The 22,160-nt window shown below is 65.1% G+C and carries 19 protein-coding genes and 1 tRNA gene; 11 read left to right on the top strand and 9 right to left on the bottom strand.

Features of this window, described 5'->3' with window-relative positions:
* Window positions 1-5: 5 nt before the first annotated feature.
* Window positions 6-1,880, bottom strand: coding sequence for an ATP-dependent zinc metalloprotease FtsH (gene ftsH, locus DV704_RS10505; protein ID WP_114799534.1), 1,875 nt, complete (start codon window positions 1,878-1,880; stop codon window positions 6-8).
* 174 nt (window positions 1,881-2,054) lie between these two features.
* Here ftsH and dnaK point away from each other — a divergent pair, with 174 nt between their 5' ends.
* The 3 genes from dnaK to DV704_RS10490 are packed head-to-tail and all read left to right on the top strand — an operon-like array spanning window position 2,055 to window position 5,373.
* Window positions 2,055-3,911 carry a molecular chaperone DnaK gene (dnaK, locus tag DV704_RS10500; protein WP_114799533.1) on the top strand — a complete coding sequence of 619 codons (1,857 nt, stop codon included), beginning with the start codon at window positions 2,055-2,057 and terminating at the stop codon, window positions 3,909-3,911.
* Between the two features lie 44 nt (window positions 3,912-3,955).
* Window positions 3,956-4,498 carry a nucleotide exchange factor GrpE gene (locus DV704_RS10495; RefSeq protein WP_114799532.1) on the top strand — a complete coding sequence of 181 codons (543 nt, stop codon included), beginning with the start codon at window positions 3,956-3,958 and terminating at the stop codon, window positions 4,496-4,498.
* A 5-nt stretch (window positions 4,499-4,503) separates the two neighbouring features.
* Window positions 4,504-5,373 (top strand): DnaJ C-terminal domain-containing protein, encoded by an 870-nt coding sequence (locus DV704_RS10490; RefSeq protein ID WP_114799531.1) that lies wholly within the window; start codon window positions 4,504-4,506, stop codon window positions 5,371-5,373.
* On the opposite strand, the gene DV704_RS10485 is transcribed toward DV704_RS10490, so the two are convergent.
* Window positions 5,364-6,551, bottom strand: coding sequence for an MFS transporter (locus DV704_RS10485; RefSeq protein WP_114799530.1), 1,188 nt, complete (start codon window positions 6,549-6,551; stop codon window positions 5,364-5,366). The two genes, DV704_RS10490 and DV704_RS10485, sit on opposite strands and share 10 nt — an antisense overlap.
* A 45-nt stretch (window positions 6,552-6,596) precedes the next feature.
* Between DV704_RS10485 and DV704_RS10480 the strand changes: the two genes are divergently transcribed.
* Entirely contained in the window at window positions 6,597-7,481 is an 885-nt protein-coding gene (locus DV704_RS10480; protein WP_114799529.1) for an SIS domain-containing protein, read from the top strand.
* Between the two features lie 2 nt (window positions 7,482-7,483).
* On the opposite strand, the gene DV704_RS10475 is transcribed toward DV704_RS10480, so the two are convergent.
* The 7 genes from DV704_RS10475 to DV704_RS10445 all read right to left on the bottom strand — a co-directional run bounded on the left by DV704_RS10475 (window position 7,484) and on the right by DV704_RS10445 (window position 14,843).
* Window positions 7,484-8,980 (bottom strand): secretin N-terminal domain-containing protein, encoded by a 1,497-nt coding sequence (locus tag DV704_RS10475; RefSeq protein WP_114799528.1) that lies wholly within the window; start codon window positions 8,978-8,980, stop codon window positions 7,484-7,486.
* A 9-nt stretch (window positions 8,981-8,989) separates the two neighbouring features.
* Entirely contained in the window at window positions 8,990-10,018 is a 1,029-nt protein-coding gene (locus DV704_RS10470; protein ID WP_114799527.1) for a hypothetical protein, read from the bottom strand.
* Complete coding sequence (locus DV704_RS10465) at window positions 10,015-10,623, bottom strand: type 4a pilus biogenesis protein PilO (RefSeq protein ID WP_114799526.1); 609 nt, start codon at window positions 10,621-10,623, stop codon at window positions 10,015-10,017. Before DV704_RS10465 ends, DV704_RS10470 begins: the two co-directional genes overlap by 4 nt.
* Window position 10,624: 1 nt before the next feature.
* Window positions 10,625-11,290, bottom strand: coding sequence for a flagellar protein FliT (locus DV704_RS10460; RefSeq protein WP_114799525.1), 666 nt, complete (start codon window positions 11,288-11,290; stop codon window positions 10,625-10,627).
* A complete protein-coding gene (pilM, locus tag DV704_RS10455) occupies window positions 11,283-12,419 on the bottom strand; it encodes a type IV pilus assembly protein PilM (protein ID WP_114799524.1) in 1,137 nt (378 codons plus the stop codon). The genes DV704_RS10460 and pilM overlap by 8 nt, the downstream gene beginning before the upstream one ends.
* 109 nt (window positions 12,420-12,528) lie before the next feature.
* Window positions 12,529-13,533, bottom strand: coding sequence for an isocitrate/isopropylmalate dehydrogenase family protein (locus DV704_RS10450; protein ID WP_114799523.1), 1,005 nt, complete (start codon window positions 13,531-13,533; stop codon window positions 12,529-12,531).
* Window positions 13,534-13,616: 83 nt separating this feature from the next.
* Window positions 13,617-14,843: a PEGA domain-containing protein gene (locus DV704_RS10445; RefSeq protein ID WP_233498331.1), complete on the bottom strand. Its 1,227-nt coding sequence runs from the start codon at window positions 14,841-14,843 to the stop codon at window positions 13,617-13,619.
* Between the two features lie 144 nt (window positions 14,844-14,987).
* Between DV704_RS10445 and DV704_RS10440 the strand changes: the two genes are divergently transcribed.
* From DV704_RS10440 to DV704_RS10410, 7 genes are all read left to right on the top strand, one after another.
* Window positions 14,988-15,073 (top strand) — tRNA-Leu (locus DV704_RS10440).
* 17 nt (window positions 15,074-15,090) lie between these two features.
* On the top strand, window positions 15,091-15,318 hold the full coding sequence (secG, locus tag DV704_RS10435) for a preprotein translocase subunit SecG (protein ID WP_114799522.1): 228 nt from the start codon (window positions 15,091-15,093) through the stop codon (window positions 15,316-15,318).
* A gap of 210 nt (window positions 15,319-15,528) precedes the next feature.
* The gene (locus DV704_RS10430; protein ID WP_233498330.1) at window positions 15,529-17,238 is read left to right on the top strand and encodes an ABC transporter substrate-binding protein; all 1,710 of its coding nucleotides are present in this window, start codon (window positions 15,529-15,531) and stop codon (window positions 17,236-17,238) included.
* A gap of 55 nt (window positions 17,239-17,293) precedes the next feature.
* Window positions 17,294-18,490 carry an ABC transporter permease gene (locus DV704_RS10425; protein ID WP_114799520.1) on the top strand — a complete coding sequence of 399 codons (1,197 nt, stop codon included), beginning with the start codon at window positions 17,294-17,296 and terminating at the stop codon, window positions 18,488-18,490.
* A gap of 10 nt (window positions 18,491-18,500) precedes the next feature.
* Window positions 18,501-20,066 carry an ABC transporter permease gene (locus DV704_RS10420; protein WP_114799519.1) on the top strand — a complete coding sequence of 522 codons (1,566 nt, stop codon included), beginning with the start codon at window positions 18,501-18,503 and terminating at the stop codon, window positions 20,064-20,066.
* 33 nt (window positions 20,067-20,099) lie between these two features.
* The gene (locus DV704_RS10415) at window positions 20,100-21,128 is read left to right on the top strand and encodes an ABC transporter ATP-binding protein (RefSeq protein WP_114799518.1); all 1,029 of its coding nucleotides are present in this window, start codon (window positions 20,100-20,102) and stop codon (window positions 21,126-21,128) included.
* Window positions 21,125-22,129, top strand: coding sequence for an ABC transporter ATP-binding protein (locus DV704_RS10410; RefSeq protein WP_114799517.1), 1,005 nt, complete (start codon window positions 21,125-21,127; stop codon window positions 22,127-22,129). Before DV704_RS10415 ends, DV704_RS10410 begins: the two co-directional genes overlap by 4 nt.
* Window positions 22,130-22,160 lie beyond the last annotated feature (31 nt).

Below are 22,160 nucleotides of genomic sequence, written 5' to 3'. Positions count from 1 at the left end.
AGGGCCTAGCCTGCCCCGCCCAGGTGGGGCTTCACCTTGGGTACCACCCGGGGCGCCTCCCGTTCCTCGCGTTCCCTGGCGGCCTCGGGGGGGGGCTCGAGCGGCCTGCCCTCCACCACCGCCACAAACTCCTCGGCGCTCAGGGTCTCGCGCTCCAGCAGGGTGCGGGTGACCCGCTCGAGCAGCTCCCGCTTCTCGGAGAGGAGGTTTTTGACCCGCTCGTACTGCTCCTGCAGGAACTTCTGCACCGCCTCGTCAATCCGGCGTGCCGTGTCCTCGGAGTAGTGCCGCACGTCGTAGCCCCCCAGGTAGGTGTCCTCCCGCACCTGGTAGGCCACCATGCCGAAATCGGGGTGCATGCCCCACTCGGTGATCATGCGCCGGGCCAGGTCGGTGGCCTGGCGGAAGTCGTTCTCGGCCCCGGTGGTCACGTCGTCGAAGACCAGCTCCTCGGCCACCCGCCCAGCCAGGGCCACGGCGATCTGGTCGGTGAGGCGCTTCTTGCTCCAGTGCAGGCTATCCTGCCGGCTTGGCATCATAAAGCCCATGGCCCGGCCCCGCGGCACAATGGTCACCTTGTGTACCTTATCGGCGTGCTCCAGGAAGTGGGCTGCCAGGGCGTGGCCGGCCTCGTGGTAGGCGGTGATCTCCCGGTCCTTGGGGGTCACCACCATGCTCTTGCGCGCAGGGCCCATCACCACCCGGTCGGCGGCCTCCTCGAGGTCCTTCATGGTGATCTTCTTGCGCCCCTCGCGCGCGGCCAGCAGGGCAGCCTCGTTGAGCAGGTTTTCCAGGTCAGCCCCCACAAACCCGGGGGTGCGTTTGGCCAGGAGGGCCAGGTCCACGTCCTCGGCCAGGGGCTTGCCTTTGGCGTGAATCCTCAGAATCTGCTCGCGTCCCCGCACATCGGGGGCGTCGATGGCCACCTGGCGGTCGAAGCGGCCCGGGCGCAAAAGCGCAGGGTCGAGCACATCGGGGCGGTTGGTCGCGGCCATTACGATGACGCTCGAGTCCTTCTCGAAGCCGTCCATCTCCACCAGAAGCTGGTTCAGGGTCTGCTCCCGCTCGTCGTTGCCTCCGCCCACCCCTCCGCCCCGCCGGCGGCCCACTGCGTCGATTTCATCTATGAAGATGATGCAGGGGGCGTGGCGCTTGGCGGTTTCAAACAGGTCCCGCACCCGGGCCGCCCCTACCCCTACGAACATCTCGACGAAGTCGGAGCCCGAGGCGGCGATGAAGGGGACCTTGGCCTCCCCGGCCACGGCCCGGGCGATGTGGGTCTTGCCCGAGCCCGGAGGGCCCACCAGCAGCACCCCTTTGGGGATGCGGGCCCCCATCTCGTGGAAGCGGGAGGGGTTTTTGAGGAACTCCACGATTTCCTTGAGCTCCTCCTTGGCCTCCTCGCAGCCGGCCACGTCCTTGAAGCTGGTCTTGGGGGCCTCGGTGAGGACCCGGGCGCGGCTTTTGGTGAAGTTGAAGGCGCTATCCCCCGAGGGGCCCCGGTTGCGCGAGAAGAAGAAGAAGAGCGCTACCAGCAGGCCAATTAGGAGCAGGGGAATGAGGAAGCCCAGGAAGGAGTTCTCCCGCCGGGGCGGGGCTATTTCTACCTGGATTTTCTTCTCCCCCCACTCGCGGATGGTGGCGGTGTCTATGGGCCCGGGGGCAAAGGTGATGTAGGGGTCGCCGCCGTCTTTGGGGGTCACGCTGAGCTGCCGTCCGTCCACGGTGATCCGGGCGACCCGTCCTTGCTCCACCTCGTTCAGGAAGGCGGTGTAGGCGACGGTGTTGCTGGGCTGCTGGTGCGAGGTTAGGCTGAAGGCCCAGGCCACTAGGATGGCGGCGAGCAGGACGAACCAAAGGTTGAACGGCAGGCGGTTCATTGTTTCCTTAGGGTACAACCAAAACCAGGTACAAAGGTAGTCAAAAGTACCGAGTGCTGTGGGGGGCGGGGGGGCTTATTGACATTACCTCACTCAACTCTATTGACTACATGACTAACAATAGGTATTCTGGTAGGCGAATGAGCCGTGCTTAGTGCGGCATCTGGAGGAGATATGGCAAAGGCCGTAGGAATCGACCTGGGAACGACCAACAGCGTGATCGCCATCATGGAGGGGGGCAGCCCGGTGGTGCTGGAGAACGCCGAGGGCGAGCGCACCACCCCTAGCGTGGTGGCCTACAAGGGCGGCGAGCAGCTCGTGGGTCGGGTAGCCCGTCGGCAGGCGGTGCTGAACCCCGAGGGGACGGTCTTCGAGATCAAGCGCTTCATTGGCCGCCGTTGGGAAGAGGTGGAAGGCGAGGCCAAGCGGGTGCCCTACAAGGTGGTCAAGGGCCCCGACGGCGGGGTGCGGGTGGAGATCCAGGGCAAGCTCTACACCCCGGAGGAGATCTCCGCCATGATCCTGCGCAAGCTGGTGGAAGACGCCTCCAAGAAGCTGGGGGAGCGGATTACCAAGGCGGTCATCACCGTGCCGGCTTACTTCAACAACGCCCAGCGGGAGGCCACCGCCAACGCAGGCCGCATTGCAGGCCTCGAGGTCCTGCGCATCATTAACGAGCCCACCGCTGCGGCCCTGGCCTATGGGCTGGACAAGAAGGGCAGCGAGACGGTGCTGGTCTTCGACCTGGGGGGTGGCACCTTCGATGTGACGGTGCTCGAGATTGGCGAGGGGGTCTTCGAGGTCAAGGCCACCTCGGGGGACACCCACCTGGGCGGCTCGGACATGGACCACGCCATCGTCAACTGGCTCGTCGAGGAGTTCAAGAAGGAGTCGGGTGGGGTAGACCTGAGGGCCGACCGTCAGGCCCTGCAGCGACTGATCGAGGCCGCGGAGAAGGCCAAAATCGAGCTTTCCAACGTGGTGGAGACCACCATTAGCCTGCCCTTCATCGGCCTCGATCCGGTCTCCAAGACGCCTTTGCACCTGGAGAAGAAACTCACCCGGGCCAAGTTCGAGGAGCTCATCCAGCCGCTTCTGAAGCGGATGCGGGCCCCGGTGGAGCAGGCCCTGAAGGACGCGGGCCTCTCCCCCAGCCAGATCGACGAGGTGCTGCTGGTGGGTGGGGCCACCCGGGTGCCGGCGGTGCAGCAGATTGTGCGGGAGATTCTGGGCAAGGAGCCCAACCGCAGCGTCAACCCCGACGAGGTGGTGGCCCTGGGGGCGGCGGTGCAGGCCGGGGTGCTCACCGGGCAGGTGCAGGACGTGGTGCTCCTGGACGTGACCCCCCTGTCGCTGGGGGTGGAGACCAAGGGGGGTGTGGCCACGGTCCTGATTCCGCGCAACACCACCATCCCTACCCGCAAGTCGGAGATCTTCACCACCGCCGAGCACAACCAGCCCTCGGTGGAAATCCACGTGGTGCAGGGGGAGCGCCCCATGGCTGCGGACAACAAGAGCCTGGGCCGTTTCCGCCTGGATGGGATTCCCCCTATGCCGGCAGGCGTTCCCCAGATTGAGGTGACCTTTGACATAGACGCCAACGGCATCCTGCACGTGACCGCCAAGGAGAAGTCCACCGGTCGGGAGGCCTCCATCACCATCCAGAACACCACCACCCTCTCCGAGCAAGAGATCGAGCGCATGATCAAGGAGGCCGAGGCCAACGCCGAAGCCGACCGCAAGCGCAGGGAGCACGCCGAGCTCAAGAACAACCTGGATACGGCCCGTATCCAGGCTGAGCGGGTGATGAGCGAGAAGCAGAGCACCCCTGAGGCCAAAAGCCGGCTCGAGGCCGCCATATCGAGGGCCAAGGGCCTGGTGGAAAAGGACGCCAGCGACAGCGAGCTGCGCCAGGCCACAGAGGAGCTTCTGGCTGCGCTGCAGGCCTATGAGCAGGGCGCCACGGTGGGGGCTTCGAGCAGCTCCAGGTCCGACGATGTGATCGACGCCGACTACAAGCCGGCCGACTGAACCGAGGGGGCTGGGCGTTCGCGCCCAGCCCAAGGGGTGAGTCCATGGAGAAGCAAGAGGTGGTTGAAACCCCGGAAGAGCAGGGTGAGGTTTCCGAGCTCGACCGCCTGAAAGGGGAGGTGGAGTTTTTGAAGGCCGAGCTCGAGGCCTCCAAGGACAAGTTCCTGCGCCTTTACGCCGAGTTTGAGAACTACAAAAAGCGCATGGCCCAGGAGCTGGAATCGGCCCAGCGCCACGGCAAGTTTGAGGCCATCCGGGCGCTTTTGGGCACCCTCGACGACCTCGAGCGGGCCCTGGGTTTCGCTAGCGTAAAGCCAGAGGACCTGATTCCCGGTATTCGGAGCGTGCTGGATAACTTTGCCCGCAGCCTCAAGAGCCTGGGGGTGGAGGCGGTGCCCGGGGTAGGGGCCGAGTTCGACCCCCGCTACCACGAGGCCATTGGGGCGGTGGAAGGCGAAGAGGGCAAGGTCATGCACGTCTACCAGCAGGGGTTTCGCTACGGGGAACTTCTGGTGCGGCCCGCACGGGTGGTGGTGGGTAGCGGGGTGAAACCGGAGGAGGACGGGAAGCCGGTCTCGGAGGGCTAGGCCCTATGGCCTACAAGGACTACTACAAAATCCTGGGGGTTTCGAAGAACGCTACCGAAGAGGAGATCAAGCGGGCGTTCAAGCGGCTGGCCCGCAAATACCACCCCGACGTGAACAAGGAGCCGGGGGCGGAGGAGCGCTTCAAGGAGATCAACGAGGCCTACACGGTCCTCTCCGACCCCGAGAAGCGCCGGATCTACGACACCTACGGCGAGCGGGTGGGCAGCGGCCAGTGGTATAGCCCCCCGCCCGGCCAGGGCAGCTTTGTGGGCAACGTCGGGGATTTCTCCGATTTCTTTCAACAGCTTTTTGGCTGGGGCGGGCGCTCACCGGCGGGTGGGTTTGTGGACCTGGAAGACCTGTTTGGCGCGGTGCCGCGGCGGGGCGCCAGCCTGGAGGCCGAACTGCCCTTGAGCCTGGAGGAGGCCTACCGGGGAGGGGAGAAGACCGTCGCCATAGGGCGCGAGCGTCTTACCGTGCGAATCCCCCCAGGGGTGCGGGAGGGGCAGAAGATCCGGTTGGCGGGCAAGGGGCAGGTTGGAGGCGACCTGTACCTGGTGGTGCGGCTTCAGCCCCAGCCCGACATGCGCCTGGAAGGCGACGACCTCTACACCGTGGTGGAGGTGCCGGCCCCCATCGCGGTGGTGGGGGGGAAGGTGCGGGTGGGAACCCTGGACGGCCCGGTGGAGCTTACCATCCCCAAGCGGACCCAGACCGGGCGCAAGCTGCGCCTGGCGGGCAAGGGCTGGCCCCGCCGCGACGGCACCCGCGGTGACCAGTACGCCGAGGTGCGGGTGGTTATCCCCACCCATCCAAGCCCGGAGGAAGAGCGGCTATACGCCGAGCTGGCCGGGCTGCTCAGGGCTCAGCGTTGAGACGGCCCGCCCCCTTCCCTCACGTTAGACAGCAGCCAGGCCCCAAGCCCAAAGACCGCTGCCTGGGCCAGCCAGGCCAGGGCATAGCTCTGGCTGAGGTCGACCACCAGACCGAATAGGGGTGGGGCCAGGGCGATGCCGATCGAGGTGAAAACCAGGCCGAACCCCACCACCCGCCCCTCCCACCCCGGGGGCGAGAGTTCGGTCAGCAGGGAAAAGTGCAGCCCCTGCCAGCCCAGCGCGGTGGCGCCGTAGAGCACCACCATCACCCCCTTCAGCAAAAAAGGGGTCCCCGGCGGGAGCCAGGCCAGCACCAGGGCACAAAGACCGGCGAGGGCCACCATCAGCACCAGCAGCGGTTTGCGTCTGCCTCCGAGCAGGTCCGAAAGCCACGACCAGAAGACCCGGCTCAGTGCCCCCGCAAGCTGGGCGAAGGTGAGCAGGGCTGCCCCGGTGAGCTCCGGGACCCCTAGCCTTTCCTTCAAAAACAGAATCAGGTAGGTGATCATCACGAACTGCCCGGTGGGCAGGGTCATCCCTGCAATGGAGGCCAGCAGGAGGTTGCGCTCCCGCAGGACCTCTCCCAGCCTGGGCGTGGGGCCCCCGCTGGGCTGGGGTTGGGGTGGGTTTTCCTGGTAGAGCCGGGCGGTCGCCCAAGCGGCGAGCAACGCCAACAGAGCGGCCACCCCCGAGGCCCAGCGCCAGCTCGAGAAATGAGCTACCAACGGCAGGATGGCTGCGGCCAGGGTGCCCCCCAGGGGCACGGCCATCTGGCGTAGGCCGATTACCAGACCGCGCCGATGGGGAGGAAAGGCCCGGGCTACGGCTTGGGCTCCGGCCGGGGTGGCCGAGGCCACCACCAGCCCTATCAAGAACAGGTAGGGGACGAACGCCGCTTGGGAGTGGACGAACAGGGCCACCGAGAGGGCCAGCCCAGCGCTTAGAAGGGCCCCGGCTATCATCACCGTGCGGCTGCCCAGCCGGTCGGTGAGCCAGCCCGAGGGCAGGGAGCCCAGCATGGTGCCCAGGTAGATGAAGGTGTTGAGCAGACCTACGGCGGCCAGGGAGAGGCCCAGGTCGGTCCGGATGTAAGGGGCTAGGGTGGGGTAGGCTTGGCCGATCAGGGAGACCGCGGTGCCGGCGGCCATGGCCGCGGCAAGGACAGTCCAGGGCGACATCGGGCATCAGGCTACCCCAGAGGGCCACCGGGGTAAACTGGAAGGATGCGGGACCTTGATGCCCAGGAGACCTATTTGGCCGACCGGTGGGGGCTGGTCTTTGAATTGCGCGATTTGGTGGGGAGCGGGCCTTCGCCGCAGGTCCGCTACACCCCGCCTTTCGGGGTGGTGGGTTTCGGCGAGGGTTGGTGGGCGGCCCTGCTCGCGCGCGACTTTGCCCCTGAGTTTACCCAGGGGGGCACCCAGTTCGTGCTCGAGGGGGGATACGACTTCGGCGGTGCTATGGGAATGGAGCTTTACGCTGCTCTGGACGGGGCCGAGGTGGTGCGCCTGGGCTTTCGGGAAAACGCCGAGGTGGAGGTACCGCCCCACCCCCTCTCCACCTACCGCTACCTGCGCTTCTTGCTCCTGGCTACTGGGCAGCAGGCCGAGCTTCGGCGCATCGACCAGGCGCTTTTGCGGGAGCGTGAGCGCCTGCGGCCTGAGGTGGGCCTGGATAAAAACCCGGCCAAGTTCCTGGCTTATGCCCTTTTGGAGCGGATACCGCTTTGGGTGGTGCCCGAGCGCTACTTGGGGCTGGCCCAGGCTTTGCAGCAGGTGTTTGGCCGCATTGGCAAGAGCCTCTCCATCACCCCTCCGCCCTCAGCCCTGGAATTTTTCGTGACCTCTCTGGAGGCCCGGCATGAGCAGGGGGACCCCATTGCCGCGGTGCTTCTGGGCGACGATGAGCGCAAACGCTACGCCCAGGAGATTCTGGAGAGCCGGGTGGACATTCTCATCGAGCTGCCGGAGCCCGAAGCCGAGGGTACCCTGGCCAAGGCCCTTTGCTACTGGTACCGTCTGGCCTGGGCCAGCTACTACCTGGCCCTTCTGTACGGGGTGGAGCCAGGGGACACCGCAGCGCTGCACGCTCTGCGGCGGGCTACCTGAGGCTAGCGGACGATGTTTCCGGTGATGATCACGATGAGCTCGTCGTCTTTGACGCTGGAGCTGCGCTGTTTGAAGAGCTCGCCCAAGAGGGGGATATCGCCCAGCAGGGGGATTTTGTTTTCGGTGGTGTTGGTAACCTTTTGGATAAGGCCTCCCAACACCACGGTCTGGCCGTCGCGGATGCGCAGCTTGGAGAGGGTCGACTGCTGGGGGATGCGGATGCTGTTGTTGGGGCCTGGGGCGGGGTCCTCGCCGGTCTGGGTGAAGACCTCGAGCAGGATGTTGCCATCCGCGGTGATCTGGGGCCGCACCCGGACCAGCAGACCGTAGTCGAACTCCCGCACGCTGAGCTGTTCGCCTACGGTGATGGGGACGATAAGCCGCCCCCCCACCTTGATCTCGGCCCCCCGGGCCCCTGTGGCCCTCAGGTCGGCGGTGTCGGCCCCGTAGTTGTCCTCCACCAGCACGGTGGCGTCGCTCAGGCGGCGGGAGAGGTTTTGCTGTTCCAGGGCATCCAGCACGGCCCGAATGTTGAGGGAGGTCAGGCTCCGGGTGGCATCGAAAATCAGGTTGAGGCCCGTGGAGAGGAAGCTCGCCACCAGGTTGCCGCCGGCAATGCTCTCCCACTTGAGCCCCAGGTTGCGCACCACCTCGCTTTGCACCGCCTGGACTCGGATCTGTAGCTGGACCTGTTGCACTGGGCGGTCCAGGGTGGGGATGAGCCGCTCGGCCAGGGCGATCTGCTCTGCTGTGCCGGTGACGATGAGGGTGTTGGTGCGGGGCTCAGCCACCACCGTGACCTGAGGGGGGGTTTGCGCCTGGCCCTGAGCAGGTGGTTGTCCCTGGGCGGCGATGGCCTTGCTCAGCACGTCGGCCAGCTCTACGGCCCGGGCATGGGAGAGGGCGAACGACTTCTGCACCACCGGGGTGGCGGGGGCAGCGGTGCGCGGCACGTCGATGCGCTGCAGGAAGTTGAGGGCCTCGTTCACCAGCCGGGTCGGCCCGCTGATGGACAGGACGTTCTGCCCCGGCACGGCCCGCACGGTGACCCCCGGCACCTCCTGCTGGACGAAGGCGGCTAGGGCTGCCGGGTCGCCCGAGCGCACCTGGTAGAACTCGCGCACGGTGGGCTCGGCAGGGGTGGGGGCGGGCTGGGCCACCGGTCCCCGGGCCCGCTCCACCACCTCCCGCGGCCCCACCACGATGACGTTGTTCTCCAGCAGGGCGTAGGTGATGCGCCCATCCCCGTAGGTGTTGATAAGCAGGTCCCAGACCTGGCGGAAGGGTTTGTTGTCGATATCGGCCGTGACCGTGACGGTGGGGATGTCCCGCAGGATGGGGGAGAGGCCCACGCTGCGGGCCAGGGCGTCCAGCAGGGCTGCTAGGGGCAGATTGGCCCCGATGTTGCTCACCGGTTGGTCGAAGCGGGCATCCCGCGGCAGGGTGCCCTGGGCCAGCGCCAGGCTTAGCGTTACCAAAAGGGCAAGAAAACGCTTCATACTCACCGCCTAGGGTTTCTCAATGGTAAGGGTCAGGCTTTCCGAGCCTCGCACCAGAAGGGCTTCGCGGGCATTCAGGCTTTTGAGCAGAACGTCGCTGCCCGGCAGGGTGCGTCCCACCGGCAGCACCACAAAGCCATCCCTGTTTTGGAAGATGGCTACGCTGGTTGGGCCAAGCACCACCCCCGAGAGCCGCAGGCCCTGCTCGCGCACGAAGCGGGCCAGGCTGCTTTCCTGGTTCCGGGAAGCCTCAGGGGCGGAGGGTGGGCTGGTGCGCAGCTCGAGGGCTTGCGCTGTGCGGAGCTCCAGCTCGGCTCGAGCAAACTCCAGCACGCTGCGCTCTGCACTACTTGGGCTCAGGTCCAGGGCGGGCTGGGCGGACTGGGGTTCTGGTGTGCTGGAAAGCTCCCGCTCCAGCGGGAGCAGCCGGATGGGTAGGGGCCCTGTGCCCAGGTTGATGGGGTTGGGCAGGCTGGCGCGGGCGCTCCCCTGGACCAGGCGGGCCTGGCCAGGGGGTGTGGGCGTGGAAGCGGCAGGGGTCGGTGCAGGGGCGATGTTGGCCCTCGTGCCGGGCAGGCTGGCCGCGGGTAGAGGGGTCGCAGGCTGGCGCACCTGCACCTGCGCTGGCTGGATGGGAATGGGCTGGGCGCTCACCGGTGGGCTTGGGGCGGGCAGGGCCGCCACCGGCGCGCTGGCAGCCGGCGGAGTGGGGGTTTCGACCACCAGGGGGACGAAGGGGTTGGGTGGAACGGTAACCCGGGGCCGGCCCAAAGCGGCGTTGCCTGGTGCCTCCTGGTTTTCCTCTGGCTCGGCAGAGCGGGGCGCTTCGGTGACCAGGAAGGGCAGGGGGATGACCTCGAGGGGCCGGGCGGTGGCGGTGGGGGGAGAGGAAGCGGGCTGGGTGGGGGTGGCCGGGGTTGTTTCTGCGATCTGGTTGGGGCGGAAGAATCCCCAGTACCACAGGGCCACCGCCCCCACCAGCAAAACGGCCGCTATGGCTACCTTGGCCGGTTGGGGAATACGCTGGAGGAGATTCAAGGCCCACCTCCCGGCTGGCCCTGGGGGGGCGGTCCGCTCTGCTGACCCGTGCCCGTGTAGGTGTAGACCGTCATCGTCAGGCTGGTGCTGATGGTGGGGTTGGTGGGGTCGGAAGGGGCGTTGCCAGCACCGGCCAAGGTCAGGTTCAGCCCCGAGATGACGGCGAAGCGCTGGAAGGCCTCGAGGTTGCGCAGAAACACGTACAGCTCAGGGAAGGGGGACTCGACCTGCAGCGCCAGGTTGGTGGCCCGCACGTTGGCCACCCCCTGGTTGTCCCCTGGGCTTCGGTTCAGGCTACGCAGCACCACCCCGCTTTCGCGGGCCGTTTGGGCCAGCCCAGCCAGGACCCGGCCAAGCTGCTCGGTGGGGGGCAGCTCGCGCAGGAACTGCTGCCTTTCAGCCTCCAAGCGGGCGATGGTCTCCCGTAGCTGGGGCAGGGCCCGCTGGGCAGCGCGCCCCCGGTCGCGCTCGATGGTGAGCCGGTCGATCTCGGCCTGGAGCTGGGGAATGCGGCCTTGCAGGGGTTGGGTGACCAGGAAGTGCCACATGAGCCCGAGCAGCAGGGCAGCTAACATGGCCACAATGGCCCACTCGCGCTGGCCCATCCTAGCGAGAAGGGCTACCACTGCCTTCACCTCCTGTTGTGTTGCTGGCGGTGGCCGGGGGCTGGCTGACCAGGCCCACGGTGGCCCCAAAGGTGTAGAGCTGGCGCTGCTGGTCCAGACTTGCGTTTTGGAAGTTGATGCCGAAGCGGGGGGAGTTCTCGAAGGCCTCTATGAACCGGATCAGGGCGCTTTGCCCGATGGCCTCTCCTTGCAAGCTGAACTCTATGTTCACCGGCTTGCCGTCGTATACCCCGTTTTGCACGTTGCTTTGGACCTCCTGCGGGGTGAGGGCCTTGGTCCCGATGCTGCGCAGGGCCACGCCAAAGCGGCGGCCTTCGCGGGGAATCTGGTTGATGACCAAAGCCAGGTTCTCAGACCAAGGCACAAAGCGCTCCTGGAGGCGATTGCGCACCGAGAGTAGCTGCTCTAGTTCCCGCTGCTGCTGGTTGAGCCGGTTTTGTTCCGCGATGAAGGGCCGCAGCACATCCACTTCTACCTGAAGCTGGTCCCGCTGGTTTTCCAGCGCCTGGATGCGGGACAGGGTGGAGTAGTGCAGGAAGCCTGCCGTGCCCAGCGCGGCCAGCACCACCGCTATAGCGGCCAGGCGCCACCAGCCTGGCTCCACCCGCCGGCGCAGGTTTTTGGGAAGAAGGTTGAGCTTAATCAAGCGGGTTCACCCCCCGTAGCGCCAGCCCTACTGGCACCGTGAACTCCGGCGCGAGGCTGCGCAGGTATTCCAGGTCAAACCGGCTTTTGTCGATCTGGATGCCCTGCCAGGGGTCGGCGACCTCCAAGGGGATGCCCAGGGTGTCGGCCAGGAGCGGAACCAAGCTGCGCAGCTTGCTGCCCCCTCCTGCTACAAAGCCCTGGTCCACCCCCAGGTCGCCCACCTGCACCCGGAAGAACTCCAGGCTTCGCCGCAGCTCGGTGGTGAGCTCGACCAGTACCGGGCGGACCGCATCGTACATGCGGGCCGGATTGAAGCGCTCGCGTTCGGCGTCGAAGTCCAAAAGCAGGTCTTCGTCCTCGGTGGGGATGGTAGCCAGGCCGTAGTTCTTCTTGGCCTCCTCAGCGGCCATGGCGTCCAGGTTGAAGGCCTTGGCGATGGTCTCGGTGAAGTCCTTGCCCGACAGGTTAAGGACCCGGTTCAAAAGCAGCCGCTCCCCTCGGGTGAGGACCAGGGCCGAGGATTCAGCCCCGATCTCCAAGAATAGGGTGATGGGCTCCCGGTCGGTAGCCCGCAGGCGGGCCTCCAAAGTGCGCAGGCCGGCGAAAGGCTTTACATCGATGACTACCGGCTCGAGCCCAGCGGTCTTGAGGGTTTCCACCAGGCTGGCGACGGTTTCCTGGCGGGCTGCCCCCACCACCACATCTATTTGCTCGCCGTCGGGCACAGACTCCAGGGGGTCCAGAGGGGCGTAGTCCAGCACCACCTCGTCAATGGGAAAAGGAATGTAGCGCTCGGCCTCCCAGCGCACAGCCTCCTCCAGCTGCTTGGGGGGCATCTTGGGCACCTGTAGGGTGCGGGTGATGACGGCTAGGTTGCTGGTGGCGGTGACCACGTACCGTTTGCGGGTACGCATCTCGGCCAGCATTTCCTTGAGCGAATCGGCCAGGACCGCAGGCTCGATGATGGAGCCTTCCTGAATGGCGCCGGGTGGGGTGGGCCTTATGCTTAGACTCTTCAGGCTGGGAGGGGTCCCCGAGAGCTCGACCATCTTCAGGTTGGCCGTGCCTATCTCAAGGCCCAGCGCCTCTACCCTGGGCCTCAGCAATCCGCTGAAAAAGTCACGCACATTGCCCCCTTTGCGAGCGTCCCAAGCTAGGTGTAAGTATAACACGGCACATACGCCAGGCCGTGCCGGGTTTGACCGTGGGTACCACTCCCTTTTGCAAGAAGCGCCCTTAGAGGGCCTGGGCCACCGCCTGGGCGAACTCCAAGGTGGTGGCTTGGCCCCCAAGGTCGGGGGTGCGAGGGCCCTCGGCCAGCGCCTTGTCCACCGCGGCCTCGATTCGCCGGGCCGCCTCGGTCTCACCCAAGTGCTCCAGCATCATGGCCGCTGAGAGGATGGCGGCTGCAGGATTGGCAATCCCCTTGCCGGCAATATCGGGGGCGCTGCCGTGGACTGGTTCGAAGACCGCGTACTTATCCCCGATGTTGCCGCTGGCCGCAATGCCCAGCCCGCCCACCAGCCCAGCGGTGAGGTCGGAGAGGATATCGCCAAACAGGTTGGTAGTTACGATCACGTCGAAGCGCTCGGGGTTGCGCACGAGCTGCATGGCGCAGTTGTCGATGATGATGTCCTGGGTCTTGAGTTCAGGGAAGCGGGCGGCTTCCTCGAAAACAGTGCGCATGAAGAGGCCCTGGGTCATGGGTAGAACGTTGGCCTTATGGGCTACGTGGAGCAGCTTGCGCGGGCGGCTGGCCGCCAGCCGGGCGGCGTAGGCCCCGATTCGGGCGCTGGCCCGGCGGGTGATGACCGCGTCGGCAATTGCAATATCACCGTCCAGGTAACTGCGTTCTTGCTCCACGTAAAGCCCCTCGGTGTTCTCCCGCACCACCACCAGGTCAACCCCGGGCCTCGAGCCTGGCACGGGGTGGTGCTTCGCCGGGCGCACGTTGGCGAAGAGGTCGAGCTTGCGCCTCAGGTAGCGGATAGCCCCGAAGAACCCTGGGACCTTTTGGGTGGGGCTGGTGGCTGCGCCGAAGAGGGTGGCGTCGGTGTTTTGAATGGCCTCCAGGGTGGCCTCGGGTACCGAACAGCCTGTTCGCTCGAAGGTCTCCCAGCCCGCCTGGGCCTCCACGAACTCGAGCCTGAGCCCGGTGGCCTCCAGCACCAGCCTCGCCGCAGGGATCACCTCGTGCCCTATCCCATCGCCTTCGATAAGACAAATCTTGTAACTTTTCATACCGCTGCTATTCTACTGACCCCGCCCTTGCGCGGGTAAAAAAGTCGGGAAGCCGCCACAGGCGGCTTCCCGAAAGGACACGCCTAGCGCGCTCTATTCAGACTGAGCCGGACCTGCTGGCTGCGCCCAGGCTCCACCCGCACGTCCCGCGCCTCAACCCGGTAACCCGGGGCCAGGGCCACCACCTGAAGGCTGCCGGGGTCAAGGCCTTCTATCCGCAGGAAGCCCCCTTGAGTCTGGCCCACCTCCCGTCCATCCAGGAAAATGCGGGCTTCCACGTTGGTGAAGACCTCCAACGAACCCCGCAGGGGCAGGAGGCTGACGTTTACCGGCACGGTCTGGCCGCTTCCCACCGCAACCGTTGTGCGGAAGCTCTGGTAGCCCGCCAGGCGGAGTTCAAGCTCGTACGACCCCGGTGCCACCGTAAGGTTCAGGGGGCTGTTGCCCACCACCCGGCCGTTGAGGAGCACCTGGGCACCTTGGGGGGTGGAGCTGACCTGTAGCACCCCGTTCTGCACCACCGGCACCAGGTTGGCGTTTATCGCTGTGGTCTCGCCGGGGCGGATCTGCACCGCGCTGCGGAAGATTTGGTAGCCCGCCAGGCGCAGCTCTACCTCTACCCGTCCGGGGCGCAGGACCAGGCTCAACGGGGTGGTGCCCACCACCCGCCCTTCCACCAGCACCTGGGCGCCTTGAGGGTTGGAATTCACGCTCAGGGTGCCGGTAGCGGGCTGGACCGGTTGTACCGGTGTCACGGCAGGTCGGCCTACGATGAAGAAGGCTATGTCGCTCACCCAGTCCCGCTCGGGCAAGGGGGTGACCACGATCGAGAGGGCCCGGGCCAGGTTGTCGGCGCCCTGCAGGTTCACCCGCCCGCTCTGAATATCGGCGATCTGGGCCAGGGAAAGGGGCTGGCGGCTGGCGATGGCCAGCACCCGGTCCTGCCCCTCTGGGCCGGCCACCTCGAGAGCGTAGCGCGCCCCGCTGGCCGGGGGGAAGACCCGGGTCTCCCCGGCCCGCAGGTAGTTGTTGCCGTCGAAGGCGTTGGGCAGGATCAGGCTGATCTCCCCTGTTGAGCGTATGCTGAAGATGTAGACGTAGGCATCCTGGTTGACCTGCACCGAGACCCGGATGCGCTCGCCGATCTGGTAGACCGGGTTGCCGGTCTTGGCCGGGTCCTTGTCCACCCAAACCCGCACCTGCAGGTCGGTGGGCACCGGGTTCACGATGATCTGCTGGGGGCTCAGCACCGGCGCGGCCAGCGCGGGGCCCAAGAGCATCAGTCCTAAGACGGGAAATTTGCGCATCATCTGGCCTCCTCTTCCTCAGGCTAGGGTAGCCCTTTTGGAAGGGATGAGAAGCCCTTCAGGGGGGGTTAACCCTCGTTTTGAGCGGGGCTTTAGCCGCGGGTTGCGGAGACGCCCACGGGGTACTATAGTTATACAGGCCGGTGCGCCGGGATGGCGGAATCGGTAGACGCACCCGACTCAAAATCGGGCGGTTAGCAGCCATGTGGGTTCGAGTCCCACTCCCGGCACCAACAGGCTGGAGGCGACCGTGGACTTTTTGCACAACCTCTTGGTCTTCCTGTACATCCTTGTGGCGGGCTTTCTGGTCTACCTGGTGCTCTCGCAGGAGCCCCGCCAGGGGGCTGGCGATATGTTTGGCGGCTCGACCGACCTCTTCAGCACCCGGGGGGTAACGGGGGGCCTCTACCGCATCACGATAATTCTCGGGGTAATCTTCGCTTTGCTGGCCTTTTCTTTCCGTTACTTCGAGCGCTAGCCCTTTTTCTCTCGGGTCCATCCACCAAAGGGTGGATGGACCTAGCCTATATGCTGCTTCTTTCCCTCCCTTCAGGGCCTTGACAGCGCCGATGGGGCTGGATAGCCTTGTACCAAGTCCATACTCGCTGCTTACCTTGCGAAGGCGAGGGTGGTTCTCTTCATCGAATCCCAGGAGGCTTAGCCGATGAAACGAGTCTTGGTCTTAGGTATGCTGGCTCTGGTTGGGGCGGCTCTCGCCCAGCCCAAGGTCTTTAGGGGTACCGAGATAGGCCGCCCAGGCGGGGCCTACCGCGTGACCGCCATCTCTGACCCCCGCACCTGGAACCCCTTTGTGGCCCGTGAGACCTCTTCTACCGATATAATCGCGCTCTTCCTGCCCTACCTGACCGCCTATGATCCGTACACCCAGGCTCCTGAGGGCCGGCTGGCCAGGTCCTGGGAGGTGCGCAACAACGGCCTGACGGTAATTTTCAGGCTGCGGGAGGGGGCCCGGTGGTCGGATGGCCAGCCCATCACCGCCGATGACGTGATCTTCAGCGCCACCGTTCATGCTGACCCCCAGGTCAACTCCAACTCCCGCAGCAGCTTCATCCTGGACGGCCAGCCCATCCGCTGGACCAAAGTGGACCAGTACACGGTGCGGGCCGACTTCCCCAAGCCCTATGCCCCGGCCCTGATCCAGGGCTGGTACATCGTGCCGCGGCACATCTTTGAGCCGGCCTACCGGGCGGGGGTGCAGCGGCTCCAGACCCTTTGGAACCTGGACACCCCGCCAGCGCAGATCGTCTCCGGGGGCCCCTTCCGGCTGGAAAGCTACGTAAAGGGCGAGCGGGTGGTGCTGGTGCGCAACCCCAACTACTGGGGGGTGGATGAGCGCAACAACCCCGTGGCCTACCTCGAGCGCTACACGGTGCAGATCGTGCCCGACCTGAACGCCCAGCTCGCCCGCTTCCTGGCCGGGGATGCTGACACCTTCGCGGCGGCCAACGCCGACCAGGTGGCCCAGGTGCTGGAGCGCATCCGGGCCGGGCGCTTGCGGGCCGAGATCTTCCCCAACGTGGACGTCACCCTGGGGACCAACTTCATCGTCTTCAACTGGAACAACAAGGACCCCTTCAAGGCAAACCTGTTCCGCCAGGTCAAGTTCCGCCGGGCTATGGCCCACCTGATGGACAAGAAGTCCATGATCGAGGTGGCCCTGGGTGGGCTGGGCCAGCCCCAGTGGAGCCCCATCTCCATCCCCAACAAGGCCTTCTTCACCGATGATGTGCCCAAGTACGAGTTCAACCCGCAGCGGGCACAGCAGCTTCTGGCCGAGCTGGGCTTCCGCACGCGCAACCGCGACGGGTGGCTGGTGAACAGCGAGGGGCGGGTGCTGGAGTTCAACCTGTTCACCAACCAGGGCAACACCGTGCGGGAGCGCATTGCCCAGATCTTCCGCGACGAGGCCCGCAAGATTGGGGTCAAGGTGGAGTACCGGCCCATCGACTTCAACGAGTTGGTGCGCCAGCTCACCAGCCCCGCAGCCGATGGTACCCGCGAGTTCGACGCCATCCTGATCGGCCTTACGGGCGGCATCGAGCCGGCCTTTAGCCGCAACGTCTGGGAGCTGGACGGCAGCCTGCACATGTGGAACCTGGGGGTGGGCGGCAAGCGCCCGGCCAATGTGGAACCCTTCGAGGTGCTGATTGACAACCTGATGCGGCGGGGGGCAACCACCCTGGACCAGGCCCAGCGCCGCCAGATCTACGTGCAGTTCCAGAGGGTGGTGGCCGAGAACCTGCCCATCATCTACACCGTGGCCCCGGCCTACAACCCGGCCCGCCTGACCCGCCTGGGCGGCATGTTCCCCAGGGAGCAGATCAACTCCATCGTGGGCCAGGCGCCCTACATCGAGACCGTCTTTGCTAAGGAGTAGGAGTACCCGGGGGCAAGGGGTGGCCACCCACCCCTTGCCTTTATGCTGAGGAAACATGTTCGACTACGTGCTGCGAAGGCTGCTCCAGCTTGTTCCCACCTTCTTTGGGGCCACTTTGTTGGCTTTCCTGGTGATTCAGCTTGCCCCGGGCGACTTTGTGACCCGGCTCGAGCTCGACCCCACCCAGGACCGCGAGTCCATCGCCAGACTGCGCCAGCAGCTCGGCCTCGACCAGCCCCTGCCGGTGCAGTACGCCAAGTGGCTCTCGGGGATTCTGCAGGGCTATCTGGGTCTTTCCCTTTCCTACAAGACCGATGTGTGGAACGTGATTGGCCCGCGCATCCTGAACTCGATGGTGCTGGTGGTGCTGGCCACCTTGATGATTTACCTGATTGCCATCCCCATCGGGGTTTATTCGGCCATCTACAAGTACACCTGGCCCGACCGCATCTTCACCGTCCTGGCCTTTTTGGGGCTGGCCATCCCCAACTTCTTCTTTGGCCTCATCATGCTCTTCTTGGCGGTCTGGCTCAACGACCTCACAGACATGCGCCTGCTGCCCATCGGGGGTATGACCAATGAGTTTCTGCACTTGGGGAATATGACCCGGGCTGCCCAAGTGCTCTTTCCCTTTGCTCTTTTGGGGGCCCTGGTGTATGGGGGCCTTTTCTGGTGGCGCGCCCGCCGGAGGCAGGCCGCCACCTTTGGCATCTGGCTGGGGCTTGTGCTTTTTGGTATGAGCGCGCTTTTGCTCCTGGCCCCCTTGTTGCAGGGGCCCTCTTTGCCCGAGCGGCTGCCCTACACCGAGTCGCCTCTGTGGGCGCGGGTAACCAACGTGCTTTGGCACGCCTTTCCGGTGGTAATCGTGGTGGGCACCTCGGGCCTGGCAGGGCTCATGCGGGTAATGCGCGGCCAGATGCTGGATGTGCTCTCGCAAGACTACATCCGCACCGCTAGGGCCAAGGGGCTTTCGGAGCGGGTGGTCATCTACAAGCACGCCCTCAGGAATGCGGTGATTCCCTTCATAGCCGGCATTGGTGGCCTCCTGCCTGGTCTTATTGGTGGGGCAGGGCTGGTCGAGGTGGTGATGGCCTGGCCCGGCATTACCCCGGCGCTTTTGGAGGCCATCTCGGCCATCGATGTGTACGTGATCATGGGCCTAATCACCATCACCACGGTGCTTTTGATGATTGGCAACCTGCTTTCTGACCTGCTTTTGGCCTGGGTAGACCCGCGCATTCGCTACAGCTAGGAGGCTCAGGATGCTGGCGCGAAAACCGAACACTGCTCTACAGAGCCGGGGCTTTTTCCAGCAGGCCTGGATTCGCTTCAAGCGCCACCCCTTGGCCCGGCTGGGGGCGGTGGTGCTGCTTGTCTTCTACCTAGGGGCGCTTTTCGCCGATTTCCTGGCCCCCTACCCGGAGGAGAAGAGCTTCCGCGACTTCTCCTATGCACCTCCGACCAAGATTTTTTGGCGCGACGAGAACGGCAGGCTGACCCGCCCCTATGTGTGCCCCTCCGAGCGGCGCAGAAACCCCGAGACCTTCAAGGTCGAGGTGATCACCGACTGCGAGAAGGGGCGTTATCCCATCTACTTCTTCGTGGAGGGGGAGCCTTACCGCTTTTTGGGGTTGATTCCGGCCAATCTGCGCCTCTTTGGGGGGCCTTGGCTTTTGGAGGACCAGGCCAGGCTCTTCCTTTGGGGGGCGGACGACTTTGGGCGCGACATATGGGGCCGCATCTGGTTTGGGGCCCGCATCAGCCTCACCATCGGTATTTTTGCGGTCGCCCTAGCCCTACTAATAGGTGTTTTCATGGGCAGCATCTCCGGCTACTACGCGGGCCGTCCGGTCACCTTCAGTATCGGTCTTCTGAACCCCGAATTCTGGCGTTTTGTACGGGCCAGCCCCTGGTACGCCCACCTGCTGGCCGCTTTGGGGCTGGCCCTGATGGGAGTGCTGCTCTGGGCGCTGGGCCAGGGGTATGAGCAGTTTATCCGCCCCAACCTGCAGCGGGTCGGCTACTTGGTCCTGGGGATGCTGGGCTTGGCTTTGGGGTTGGTGCTGCTGGGCTTTTTGATGCGCTTCTTGGTCTGGCCTAGCCACCTGGCCCGGGCCCTGCTCTGGTTGCTGGCCTGGGGGGGGGTGGCCTGGCTGCTTTGGATCACGGTCGAAGGCTTCCTGGAGACCAGCCGGGGGCTGGAGGCCATTGTGGCCGGGCTCATAGGGGTGGTTTTGTTGGGGGGCATCGGCTATATTCTGCTTTGGCCCCGGATTGAGTTCGATCTGGACACCCTCATCATGCGCACTGTGGAGGTGCTGGCGGCCATTCCCGATTTGTTCTTGCTCATCATCCTCTCGGTGCTAATACCCATCGAGGTGCCGCCAGCGGTGCGCTTCGTGTTGGTGGTGACCATTCTCTCCTTCGTGAACTGGGGGGGGCTGGCCCGCATCATCCGCAGCCAGGTCCTGCAGCTTCGGGAGATGGAGTACGCCCAGGCCGCCCAGGCTTTGGGGGCAGGGGACGTGCGCATTATCGTCCGCCATGTGTTGCCGGGTACCTATACCTACCTCATCGTGGCGGTGACCCTGGCCATTCCCGGTTTCATCCTGGGGGAGTCGGGGCTTTCCTTCCTGGGGCTCGGGATTCAGGAGCCGGCCACTTCCTGGGGCTTGATGCTCTCCAAGGCCCAGGCCACGGGCATCACCGCCTTTACCGAGCGGCCTTGGCTTCTAATTCCCGGGGTGTTCATCCTGCTGGCTATTCTGGCGTATAACTTCCTTGGCGATGGCCTGCGCGACGCGCTCGACCCGCGCACCAAGGTGTGAGGGGTATAATGGCCTGACTTTGTAGGAGTGGGCATGGACGAGAACAGACTGGTTGAAGTGAAGGACCTCAAGGTGCACTTCTTCACCGACGACGGGGTGGTGAAGGCGGTGGACGGGGTCTCCTTTCACATTAACAAGGGCGAGACCCTGGCGGTGGTGGGGGAGTCGGGTTCCGGAAAGTCGGTGACCAGCCTGGCCATGATGCGCCTGATTCCCTCCCCACCGGGCAAGATTGTGGGCGGCCAGATGCTTTTTCGCGGCAAGGATGGTAAGCTCCGCGACCTGGTCAAAGAGGATGAGGCCAGCATGCGCCGCATCCGGGGCAACGACATTGCCATGATCTTTCAGGAGCCCATGACCTCCTTGAACCCGGTCTACACCGTGGGGGACCAGATCGCTGAGGCCATCCAGCTTCACCAGGGCAAAAGCCGGAAGGAGGCGCTTGAGCAGGCCGCAGAGATGCTCGATCTGGTGGGCATCCCTGAGCCCAGGAAGCGCCTGGCCAACTACCCCCACCAGATGTCGGGGGGTATGCGCCAGCGGGTGATGATCGCCATGGCGCTTTCCTGTAACCCCTCACTTCTAATTGCCGACGAGCCCACCACCGCTTTGGACGTGACCATCCAGGCCCAGATTCTGGAGCTGATGAAGAAGCTCCAGGAAGAGATTGGGATGAGCATCCTCTTCATCACCCACAACCTGGGGGTGGTGGCGGAGATGGCCGACCGGGTGGTGGTGATGTACGCTGGGCGGGCGGTGGAGGAGGCGGATGTGGTGCCCACCTTCAAGAAGCCCCTGCACCCCTATACCATGGGGCTTTTGAACTCGGTGCCGCGGCTCGACCTAGCCGCTGAGCACCAGCAGCGGCTGGAGGCCATTCCTGGCAACGTGCCCAACCCCCTGAGCCTGCCCGCTGGCTGCGCCTTCCATCCCCGCTGCAAGTTTTACAAGCCTGGGCTTTGCGACCAGGAGATCCCGGCCTTGCAGGACGCGGGGGGCGGCCACATGGTGCGCTGCGTGCGCTGGGCTGAGATTCAGAATGGAGAGGCGGTGGAGGCATGAGCGCAGCGACTGCTACCACCACCCACCTGGTGGAGGTGGAGAACCTGAAGAAGTGGTTTCCCATCCGGGGTGGGGTTCTTTCACGGGTGGTGGGCCACGTCAAGGCGGTCAACGGGGTGAGCTTTGGGGTGAAGAAGGGGGAGGTGCTGGGCCTGGTGGGGGAGTCCGGCTCGGGCAAGACCACAGTAGGCCGCACCATCCTGCGCCTTATCGAGCCCACCGAGGGAACCATCCGCTTCGATGGACAGGACATCACCCACCTGCCCAAGAACCAGCTTCGGGCCTACCGCCGCAAGATGCAGATCATCTTCCAGGACCCCTTCGCCTCCCTCAACCCGCGCATGACCGTGGGCGATATCATCGCCGAGCCGCTGGTGATTCACAACCTGGAGGCCTCGGCCAAGGCCCGGACTGAGCGAGTGGCGGAGCTTTTGCAGATGGTGGGGTTGAACCCGGATCACATTCGGCGTTACCCCCACGAGTTCTCCGGCGGCCAGCGCCAGCGCATCGGGATTGCCCGGGCTTTGGCAGTGCGGCCGGAATTCATCGTAGCCGATGAGCCCGTATCGGCCCTGGACGTCTCCATCCAGGCCCAGGTGGTGAACCTGCTGCAGGACCTCAAGGAGCAGCTCGGGCTGACCCTTCTTTTTATTGCGCACGACCTGGCGGTGGTGGAGTACATCTCGGACCGGGTGGCGGTGATGTACCTGGGCAAGATTATGGAGCTGGCCACCGCTAAAGAGCTCTACCGCAACCCCAAGCATCCCTATACCGAGGCCCTCCTTTCGGCCATCCCCATGCCCGACCCCACCCTGAAGCGCGAGCGGATAGTTTTGCAGGGGGACATTCCAAGCCCCATCAACCCTCCTTCGGGCTGCGTCTTCCGCACCCGCTGCCGCTATGCCATCGCCGAGTGCGCCCAGGTGGTGCCCGAGCTCAAGGAGGTGGCCCCGGGGCATTACAAGGCCTGTATCCGGGACGACATCCCCGGTTTGAGCTAGGCCCCTTTAGCCTGCGCTCACCCAAAACCCC

Origin of the sequence: Meiothermus sp. QL-1, from assembly GCF_003351145.1 — a bacterium.
In the GTDB taxonomy this organism is placed as follows: Bacteria; Deinococcota; Deinococci; order Deinococcales; family Thermaceae; genus Meiothermus.
The sequence above is the reverse complement of the archived record's forward strand: the minus strand, read 5'-3'. Positions and strand labels throughout refer to the sequence as shown.